Below are 10,054 nucleotides of genomic sequence, written 5' to 3'. Positions count from 1 at the left end.
TATAATCTGCACGCCATCTGCTTTCGGAGTCGTTCCCGGATCAGTTCTGCAAAGCTGTCCGGCTCCGTGACCCTGACAAAAGGTCCAAAGGACAGTACCCGGATCACCAGTTCGGTTTCATCCTCTTTCTGGTACCGGATCCGGATCCGATACTGTCTGCCCTCTATGTGCTCCGCTTCCTTTTCAAAGTGGGAAAAATGCAGCATCACCCGTTCCAGCGCATTTCTGCCGTCCTGCACCTCCAGCACCACCGTCCGGTCTGCACGGGACTGGCAACCAGGCTTCCGGCGTATGCTTTTGTGCAGCAACTCACACTGGATGATGCGGGCAAGATTCACAATGGTCACATACCGGCAGCCACTGGTCATCAGCCGGAACTTATCGTCTTTTTCCGAATATTCCAGATACTCCGGCATCACATTGCACTGCATACTGTTCCCGCGTCTGTCCAGCATACAAATAGACAGGGGCTGCCGATCTCGCACTGCGGCAAGGATCATACGGAACCGCTGTATGTAGCCTGCATCCTCATAGGGATCCCCGTCCCCATACCGGTCAAAGATCCGGTAATCCGCCGGGGTGAACAGGGGCTGCACATCCTCAAGACCGGGGATCTCCAGTTCAAACAGCCTGGCTCTCGGATCCAGCAGCAGGGACTTCAGCCATCGCTTTTCCAGGCATGTCAGCGGCAGCTCCGGTGCATGCTGCAACGGGGTGCTACCGTCCGGGTGCAGCAGCTGCCACCGTTCCTCCCGGATGGCTGATTCTATGGCAAGCGCACTTTCTCCAAATGCATGGGTTCGGATGATCCGGCGGATCTCCTCCTGTGTAACGGGATGACTGACCGCAGCGGACAGAATCCGACCCATGGTCCGATAATACGCCCCGTAGATCTCATGAAACAGCATCTGCATCCTCCAATCCGTACATCCGGTACATTCGGGCAAGATCACTCCGGAATTGATGCTCTAGCTGTTGATTGGAGCATTCCAGCCGGATGATCCGGCACAGGAACGTGCGGATCCAGGGCACCAGCTCGTAAGCGTCATACACATCAGCAGAAAACCGGCAGGTGTGATCGTCCAACCGTTCCACAGTACCGCATCGCTTTTCCCGTTCCAGTCGCTGTAAAATAAACGCCTCCCCGTCCCCATACCGCAGGGTGAAGGAAATATGCTCCGTCTGGGCGCTGGCACCCTGCATACTGACCCCCCACATATGCTGCTGCATGGTCTCTAGCTGTACCCGCCGCTGTGCAAAATCCGCCGCCGGTTCCAAGGGACAAACTGACAGGATATAATCCAGCCGATAGCTTTGCATCCGCCTGATGCCGGGGCAATAGGCAGCCAGGTACTGCCTGCCGCTTTGCACACTGATAAGGATCCGCAGTGGCAGTACCCGCAGCCGGGATGCCTGTCCCCGGTGCCGATTCAGATTTTCAATTCTCACTTCCCGATGCTCCTGCATGGCGCAGAACAGCTGATACAGGATCTCGCTGTCCAGTGCCTGGGTGATGTAGTGATGCTTGAAGGCAAACAGATCCCGGTGGGACGTCTGTTCCTCCAGCAGGTAGGAGCCGATGACCCCACAGGGCAAAACCTCTGAGAAATAATCCAGTGCCTCGCTGCATGCAGGAACCGGATCCGGAGTCCGGAAGTACAATACGACCCTGCCCTGCTTTTGGGTATGCAAAATTCCTGCCTCCGTGTATTCCTTCAGCTTCTTGCGGACAGTGGATTCATCAAACACCCGGGGCATTTCAAAGCCGGAAAGATAGTCCTGATCGATCCGCCGGGTGATCTCCCCCAGGGACAGGCCCTGTTCCGGGTCGTGGAGCAAATCCAACAGGATAAAATGCAGGGTCATATCCCCATCCGTAAAGCTCCGTGCCTTCCACGCCTTATACAGAGGATTGTGCCGGGACAGACGACTGTCAATGGATAAAAACACATTCTTCCCCTCCGGTGTCTGCCGAAAACCCATATAGTCCCCCAGCCAGCTTTCCACCCGGCGGCGCTCATCGTCATAGGAACGGGCGCTTTTTCGCTTGTACTCCTCCCGGCTTTTAAAGCCGTATACATAGAACTCCCGCATATAGTCCCGGATTCGGTTAAAGTTTTTGATCAACTCATTGTAAGCCATGCCTTCCTCCTGTCTAATGGGTCTTGTAACAAAAATACCGCCCGAGGATGGGCGGTATTTGCATGCATCAAACAGCTATGCTGCCTTCAAAAAATCATGCGGATTTTGCGGATCGCTGTCTGAATATTTTCCTGAAAAGGGGAATCGTGACCTCCAGCAGAGCGCAGTACTTGTCTGTCAGCACGATCACCATGGACTCCTTATAGCGAGGCACCCGTGTAGGGGTCATCGGCCACATATGCTTGAGAATGATGTCCTTTTCTCTGGTAGATAGTGTAAACAACTGAGACGCCTCACTGCACGCCATCTGGGGGTGGCGCTTGTTATGAAACGCCTCGCCGCTTTTGCGGATGTATTCCTTTCGGTTATAAAAGAACAGGTCGTGAAGCATACCTGCTCTGGCAGCCGACCGTGCATCCCACCCAAACCGCTTGCAGAAAATATAGTTATAGTATGCCACATTCAAGCTGTGCTGAAACCTGGTTGTCTGTACATGATGCCGGAATTGCTTCAGATTCTGTACCGTTTCATTTTCCAGAAGATCAGAGATCATGTCGTAAAACGGCAGCAGCTCCAGATCCTTTTTGGAACCGATCGCTTGAAGCATAGCCTCGCATCCTTTCTTTGTATATCAACTATACACAGTATACCGCAGCAAAACGGAAAAATCAATCCCCAATTCACGGAAATCGTGTTGTCTTACTTTTTCAGCATCTGCTTGAGCCGTTCCATAGCCTCGATGGTCTTGTCCTTGTCGCCAAAGGAGGTGAGCCGGAACCAGCCTGCGCCGTTCTTGCCGAAGCCCTCGCCGGGAGTACCCACTACCTCGATCTCGTGGAGCAGGCAGTCAAAGAATTCCCAGCTGCCCATGCCGTTGGGGCACTGGAGCCAGATATAGGGGGAATTGATGCCGCCGGTGTAGGGAATCCGCAGTTCGTCCAGAGTCTGTGCGATCACACGGGCATTTTCCTGATAGTAGCTCAGATTCTCCTTAATCTGCTGCAAACCAAGCTCCGAGAATACAGCAGCCGCTGCGCACTGTACCGGATAGGACACGCCGTTGAACTTGGTTGCCTCCCGTCGATACCACAGCTGATAGATATTCTTTCCGTCCCGCTCCAGCTCCTTGGGAATCACCGTGTAGCCGCAGCGTGTACCGGTAAATCCGGCAGTCTTGGAAAGGCTGCACATTTCGATGGCACAGGTGCGTGCCCCCTCAATGGCAAAAATACTCCGGGGCACATCGTCCTGGGTAATGAAAGCCTCATAGGCTGCATCGTAGAAGATAACAGCGTCATTTTCGTTGGCATAGTCCACCCAAGCCTTCAGCTGCTCCGTGGTGTATGCCGCACCGGTGGGATTATTGGGGGAGCAAAGGTAGATCATATCTGCATGCACAGAAGGATCCGGCAGGGCGCAGAATCCGTTTTCCGGAGTAGCGTCTGCGTAGATGATCTTTCTGCCGCTCATGATATTGGCGTCCACATAAACAGGGTAAACCGGATCTGTCACCAGAACAATGTTGTCCTTGGAGAAGATATCCCCCATATTGCCTGCATCGCTCTTGGCGCCATCGTTGACCATGATCTCATCCGGATCCACCGTCACGCCAAACCGCTTGTAATAGCCGGAAATTGCCTCTCGCAGGAATCCATAGCCCTCATAATCCGGATAGCCCTTGAAGGTCTCCTTGCAGCCCAGCTCATCGCAGCCTTTTTTCATAGCCTCAACCACAACCGGTGCCAGAGGCAGGGTCACATCCCCGATGCCAAGCCGGATCAGATGATTGTCCGGATGCTCTGCTACATACCGATTGACCCGTTTTGCGATTTCCGCAAACAGATAGTTGGGAACAAGATTGTCAAAATTCTGATTTACCTTTGCCATATTGGTACTCCTTTATTATAAATTGATTTCACCTTGAAATACTTCCTCCGCAGGCCCGGTCATCATAACTGTACCGTCTGCCTGATAGGTGATGGTCAGGTCGCCGCCCCGGAGCTTCACAAGAATGGGCTCTCCCTGGGGGCAATAGCCGTTCAGCACTGCTGCCACTGTAGTCGCACATGCTCCTGTTCCGCAGGCAAGCGTCTCGCCGCTGCCCCGCTCCCACACCCGCATTTGCAGCGTATGGTCGTCTATGACCCTTACAAATTCTGTATTGACCCGGTCTGGGAAAATAGCGTGATGCTCAAACAGTGGCCCCAGCTTCTCCAGATCCAGATCCTCCACCCGGTCACAGAACACAACGGCATGAGGATTCCCCACGGACACACAGGTCAGCCGCTCCAACCGATCTCCCACCTGCACCGGCTTTGCCACAAACGGCTCCTGGGAATCGCTCTCCACCGGAATCTCCCGGGGCGTCAGGATCGCCTTACCCATATCCACCGTCACAGAGGTCACTTGATCCCCTGTACAGTGCAGTTCCAGGTACTTGATACCGGAATTGGTTTCCAGGGTAATGTGGGTCTTGTTGGTCAGCCCGTGTTCATACACATACTTGCCGATGCAGCGTGTACCGTTGCCGCACATCATGGCTTCGGAGCCGTCCGCATTGAAAATGCGCATTTTAAAGTCTGCGATTTGGGAGGGCATAATGAGAATCAAGCCGTCTCCGCCAATGCCGAAGCGCCTGTCGCTGAGCCGGACAGAAAGCTGCTCCGGATTCACAACCTGCTCCTCAAAGCAGTTGACATATATATAGTCGTTGCCGATCCCCTGCATTTTCGTAAACTTCATAGCAGCCTCCTTGAAACAGGCAATACCCCGGTGTTGCCTTTATTATATAATAGATATGCGAAAAAAGCAAGCCATTTGCATCTTTCTTCAGACAATGCCGTTGTTCCAGCGCTTGATGGATGTGCCGCTGAAGGTGTAGCCGTCCACCTGGATGCTGTCTCCCTCCAGATCACTCCGGTAAAACCAGGGATCCTTCGGGCGCTTGGGGTTCCCCACAATGTGAAAATCCTGAGCAGGCATTGCGCCCCCTGCCAGCAGATAGCAGCACTCCCCCTCCGAATTCTCCGCCACGTCCACCACCATGACCACATGACCGGGAGTGCCGCCATTCAAAAGCAGATCCCCCGGTTGGAGCTTATCCAGCTGGATCGCACTGCATTCTCCGTCCAATGACTTGGTGCCTGCGTAGCGCATGACTGCATGCAGATAGGCACGGAAGCTGTCATAATTGTTGGTATCCGCTGACAGCTTCCACATAGAGGCATAGTTTCCGAACGCCACAAGCCGGTTCCCTGCCCGCCAGTCCGTATATTTTACCTCCAGCCCGTTGGTCAGATGAAAACTGATCTTCTGCTCCTGACCGGTCTGGTAGTAGTACTCGCTGATGACCCGGATCACGCTGTCTGCACATTGCTGCAGGTCTCCGCCGCCCAGATCAAAATCATATACAGTCTCATTCCCATCCGTGATGGTTTCCCCGTTGTACGCTTTCACCGGTGTGCCAGCAGGCTTCAACCGGATCCTGCGCAGAAAATCCAGAAATCCATCCTCCTTGGCATCCAACCGGTTAAATCCATCCGGAGGCAGAATCCGGGTGCGAACGCAGTTGCCGCTGCTGTCAATGAAGGGGTCCGGATTCGTGTCCGTGCCGGTGTATGCTTCCTGGCACAGGGCAATGGGCTGATACACCCCCTTGGGATACGTTACGCCGGTACGCTTCAAGAACCAGCGTGTGCCGACAAATAAACTGACAAGAATGGCTGTGGCAATCACTGCCGCCCGGATGCGTTTGTGTATCTTTCTTTTGTTCTCTTTGATCTCCATATTGTTCTCCTTCCGGAATCAGTTCCCGGAACCGCCTATGGTCGCCTGTACCGTTACCACAAAGCCGCCGATATTATCCCCGGAAACGGTGTAGGAGTCGCTTTTCGGCACAGGCACCTCTGTGGTATTGCCCTGCACCGCCGGTACATAATAAACCTCATAATAGGTTCCGTTCACTGTAATCGCCGCCGGATTGCCGGAGGGGGTATAATCCCGGATCCATTCCAGGTATTCCTCCAGGCAAAGGTTATTCTGCTTCATCAAGGCAGCATGCGGAGCACCCACAAAGCGGTAATGCCAGGTATTCTCCTCCACTCCGGTTTTGGATTTCTTGTCAGCAGGATAACGCTGTACAAAGCCATACTGGGCACAGTTGGAAACGATCCAGCTATACTTGTCCGTGCCGGTGAACCTGCCGATGCCGTCATCCTTCAGCAGGGACATATCCACGCAATAGCCGGTCTTTCGCTCCGGAATATCCGTATCATACATGCCGCCGGCATAGTTTTCATGGGTCGAATACAGCATGACATTTTTCAGTCCGGTGGCCTGGCTGAATGCGGCAAACATATCGTTCAGCGGTGTCAACAGATCGCTGTTTACCATCAAACCAAAGTTTTTCAGCCGGAAGCTGTCGTTCTTCGTGCCGCTGAAGGAGGACAGATCACTGCCGGAGCCGGTGTAGGGATGCTCCTGATTCACCAGGATCAGCGGTCCGGCACCCACTTCTGTATAGGGCTTGCTGACCGTGGTGTATCGTTCTGTATCATAGCTGCCTGCGGAGGAGCTGTCGTCCGTACCGGCAGGCTCTGTGGCATCTCCTGTCTGAACCGGATCCGTCACCGAATCCACCGTATCCAAAAAGGAACTGTTGTTTCCTTCCAGTTGGATATCCGGCTGCTTGTGAAACAGCTGCAACAGGGAGCGTCTTATAAAATCCACGCCAAAAATCAATAAAATAATCAGAGCCAGTGCGACTGCCAGTCGTCCGAAATCAAAATGTCTGTTCATAGCTTTTTCTCATCCACTCATTCATCATGATATGCTTTGTTCCTGGTTCCTTCTGTTCCGTGTCCCGGGGATCCGATTCTCTCTGTCCGGTCTGCTTGTCCGGGTCAATCCTGCTCCGGGTTTTGCTCCGAAGTGCCGCACAGCAGATCATAAAGCTTCTGGGTATCCTGTGTGGGTGCATTCTTTTCCTCGCCTCCGGCCACCACCACAATGTATGTGTCGCTTCCCTGCTCTGCAAAGGATGCCAGACAGTAGCCTGCCTGATCGGTGAACCCGGTTTTGCCGCCCTGGAATTTCACTTGCTCCGGTTGATAATCCTGCATCCGCAGCTCCACCACGCTTCGGATCTCCATACCGTTGGGATGCACAGAATTCCGGGAAGTTGTATATACAGAGGTGGACAGGATCTCCCGGCAGGTTGCATTCTCCAGCGTTTTCTCCAGCAACAGAGCAATGTCCCGGGCAGTGCTGTAATGCTCGTCATCATGCAGACCGCTGGCATTTACAAAATGGGTATCAAACATACCCAGATCCTGTGCCCTGCGGTTCATATGCTTTGCAAAGGATGCTTCGTCCCCGTCCACCACTTCTGCCAGTGCCGCTGTTGCATCTCCACCGGAGGACAGGATCGAGCCATACAGCAGATCCGCAAAGGTCACCGTTTCCTCCGGTTCAAAGCCCACCCGGGATGCTCCCTGCGCAATCAGGGGATCCAGCATGTCCTTATCAAACACATAGGGGGTATCCATCGCTATTCCGGACTCGCATGCCAGCAGCAGGGTCATCAGCTTGGTCATGGATGCGGGATACATTCTTTCCTGCCCGTTCTTTTCCGCCAGAACCCGATCCTCTGTCACATTCCACACATAAGCAAACCGGCTGTCGATTTCGTCCGTCAATTCCAATGGAACCGATTCCTCCGGCTCTGTGGAAGCAGCCTCAGTCTCTGCCATCCAAGTCTCCGTTGTCGCCGCAGCCGTACTGCTGAGGGATACCCCGGCAGGTATATCCTGCTGCCGCATGACGATCATATAGGCCGCTGCGCCGATCAGCAGCACATCCGCCAGCAAAAATGCCGCCAGACCGACCTTCCCACGCTTGTTCTTTTGTTCTTCCATACTGCACCTCATATATGTTCTATTTTATTATACTTCTGCCGAAATGTCAAGATTTCCGGCAGGATTCCTGCTATAAACAGTATACCGGAAGAAGGAGAAATTATTGCATGCAGTATGAAAAAACGTCCGGATCCTCCGCATTTTTCGACGGTCAGGCTACCAGGGTTCAAAACTGGTTATGATGCACCGGGAGCCAAGCACACAGACCGTACATTTCCTTGTCAAGATCCGCTGCGTATAGGCTGTGCTCCGGTACAGCGATCCATCCTCGATCCGCACGGTGTATTGCCAGTATAGACCCCGTTTCGTATATCTCTTTTCTGTTTCTGCGGCAAGGATCCCCCTGTGCATCGTGCCTTTGGAAAGCACGATCCTTCTGATACAGGCATACCACAGCCAATCAAGAAAAAACAGCATGGCAATAATCAATACAAACAGGAGCAGCACGATCCCAAAGCCGGACAGCCAGGATCGTTTGAAGCCGTCGGCAAGGGTGTCCCCCATAAACACGCCCCTGACGGTGTAGAACAGGAAGATCAGCAATGCAGCAGCACCCTGGAGCTTTGCAGCCAACAGGTTTTCATCATGAACCGTTTCGTACTGCTGCTTTTTCCGCTTTGTCATGCACCCAATCCCTCATTTCCGGCATTCCCATGCTCCACCCGAATCACAGACTGCTGAGAAAAGTCCGATACCGGAAGAATCTGCTCCCGAAGCAATGCCTGCATAGCAGCCGGCAGCTCGGAAACATGGATCGGATCGGTTGGTGCTGATCGCAAGGTATAATAGCTTTGCAGGACGCAGATGTTTTCCATTGACCGGGATCCGTCATCCGCATCGTAATAGAAAAAGCCCTTTCCGGAAAAGCCCTGTGCCACTCTGACCGGCAGCGGGTTCTTTTTTGACGGAACAAAATGCAACACCGTCTCCGAATTGGCAGGCAGTTCATCGGACAGCTCCACCAATCGCTCCTGCTTTTCCTGATCTGCACACACAAAATCCGGCACGATTCCCGTACCGCCGCTGCAGAACACAGCCACCTGACCCAGGGCGTCCAGCCCGTACCATTCTACATCCAGTGCACACAGAGCCTCCGGAGAAATTCCAGCCATGTCTCTACTTCCCTTTCATACAGCAAAAGCCGCCTTTGACACAGAACATCAAAAGCGGCTGAAGCCATTTTATTGTTGATTAGAATGCGAAACTGCCGGCAGAATCATTGATCACATAGTAAACCATGCTCTCCTCCGGCTTCAGGTATACAGCCACGCTCTTGATCTCGCTCTTCTTGCCGCCTGCGGCGATCCAGGCTTCCTTGGCGCGCTCAATGAGCAGAGCCGGGGTTGCTTCCTTCTGGTTGAACTGGATGAATACCTTTTCTTCGATCTTCTTTGCAGCCGGCTTCTTCGCAGCTGCCTTCTTTACGGTTTCCTTTACAGCAGCCTTTGCAGTTTCAGCAGCCTCTACTGCAACTGCCTTTGTATCTGCTGCCAGAACCTTTGCATCCTTCTTCAGTGTTTCCTTCTTGATAGTCATAACGATACCTCCAATTACTTATTTACAGCGTCTTTCAACGCTTTTCCCGCCTTAAACACAGGTGCCTTGCAAGCGGGTGCAGTCAGCTTCTCCTTGGTTCGGGGATTGATACAGGTTTTCTCCTTGCGTTCACGCACCTCAAAGGTACCAAAACCAATCAGAGAAATCTTCTCACCCGCAGCGAGCTTCTCGGTGATCGTGCTGAGGACAACCTGCAGCGCACGCTCCGCATCCTTCTTGCTGGAACCGGCTGATGCCGCAATGGCGTCAATCAAATCTGCCTTGGTCATGTGCAATTCCTCCTTGTGATGATTTTATACTGTCATTATAATACGAAAAACCTCAACTGTCAAATTATTTACAGCGATTTTGGGGCTTTCATCAAAAATTCCAGTTTCCAGGCTCCGGAATTGTCTGTTTTACCGATTCTGAGCCCAATTTTTTGGGCATTTTCACGCTTC

At 52.9% G+C, this 10,054-nt stretch carries 12 protein-coding genes; all 12 read right to left on the bottom strand.

Annotation, left to right across the window (positions count from 1 at the left end; all coding sequences use genetic code 11):
• Positions 1–908: WCX domain-containing protein (locus RUM_RS08940; RefSeq protein ID WP_049775538.1), on the bottom strand; the 908-nt coding region annotated here is incomplete at its 3' end.
• Positions 895–2,142: a WYL domain-containing protein gene (locus RUM_RS08935; protein WP_015558801.1), complete on the bottom strand. Its 1,248-nt coding sequence runs from the start codon at positions 2,140–2,142 to the stop codon at positions 895–897. The genes RUM_RS08940 and RUM_RS08935, both read right to left, overlap by 14 nt.
• A 94-nt stretch (positions 2,143–2,236) precedes the next feature.
• On the bottom strand, positions 2,237–2,749 hold the full coding sequence (locus RUM_RS08930) for an HD domain-containing protein (RefSeq protein ID WP_015558800.1): 513 nt from the start codon (positions 2,747–2,749) through the stop codon (positions 2,237–2,239).
• Positions 2,750–2,841: 92 nt separating this feature from the next.
• On the bottom strand, positions 2,842–4,029 hold the full coding sequence (locus RUM_RS08925) for an LL-diaminopimelate aminotransferase (RefSeq protein WP_015558799.1): 1,188 nt from the start codon (positions 4,027–4,029) through the stop codon (positions 2,842–2,844).
• A 15-nt stretch (positions 4,030–4,044) separates the two neighbouring features.
• Positions 4,045–4,884, bottom strand: a complete 840-nt coding sequence (gene dapF / locus RUM_RS08920) for a diaminopimelate epimerase (protein ID WP_015558798.1) — start codon at positions 4,882–4,884, stop codon at positions 4,045–4,047.
• An 87-nt stretch (positions 4,885–4,971) separates the two neighbouring features.
• The gene (locus tag RUM_RS08915) at positions 4,972–5,928 is read right to left on the bottom strand and encodes a DUF4846 domain-containing protein (RefSeq protein WP_015558797.1); all 957 of its coding nucleotides are present in this window, start codon (positions 5,926–5,928) and stop codon (positions 4,972–4,974) included.
• An 18-nt stretch (positions 5,929–5,946) separates the two neighbouring features.
• Positions 5,947–6,939, bottom strand: a complete 993-nt coding sequence (locus RUM_RS12195; protein WP_015558796.1) for a M15 family metallopeptidase — start codon at positions 6,937–6,939, stop codon at positions 5,947–5,949.
• A gap of 104 nt (positions 6,940–7,043) precedes the next feature.
• Positions 7,044–8,057: a D-alanyl-D-alanine carboxypeptidase family protein gene (locus tag RUM_RS08905; protein ID WP_015558795.1), complete on the bottom strand. Its 1,014-nt coding sequence runs from the start codon at positions 8,055–8,057 to the stop codon at positions 7,044–7,046.
• A 156-nt stretch (positions 8,058–8,213) separates the two neighbouring features.
• Positions 8,214–8,681: a hypothetical protein gene (locus RUM_RS08900; RefSeq protein WP_015558794.1), complete on the bottom strand. Its 468-nt coding sequence runs from the start codon at positions 8,679–8,681 to the stop codon at positions 8,214–8,216.
• Complete coding sequence (locus tag RUM_RS08895) at positions 8,678–9,169, bottom strand: hypothetical protein (RefSeq protein ID WP_015558793.1); 492 nt, start codon at positions 9,167–9,169, stop codon at positions 8,678–8,680. Before RUM_RS08895 ends, RUM_RS08900 begins: the two co-directional genes overlap by 4 nt.
• Before the next feature lie 79 nt (positions 9,170–9,248).
• On the bottom strand, positions 9,249–9,593 hold the full coding sequence (locus RUM_RS08890; RefSeq protein WP_015558792.1) for a DUF6465 family protein: 345 nt from the start codon (positions 9,591–9,593) through the stop codon (positions 9,249–9,251).
• 14 nt (positions 9,594–9,607) lie between these two features.
• Positions 9,608–9,883, bottom strand: coding sequence for an HU family DNA-binding protein (locus tag RUM_RS08885; protein ID WP_015558791.1), 276 nt, complete (start codon positions 9,881–9,883; stop codon positions 9,608–9,610).
• Between the last annotated feature and the right edge of the window lie 171 nt (positions 9,884–10,054).

It is taken from the genome of Ruminococcus champanellensis 18P13 = JCM 17042 (assembly GCF_000210095.1).
Lineage (GTDB): Bacteria > Bacillota > Clostridia > Oscillospirales > Ruminococcaceae > Ruminococcus_F > Ruminococcus_F champanellensis.
Note: the sequence above shows the minus strand (reverse complement) of the source record. Positions and strands in the feature narration are given on the sequence as shown.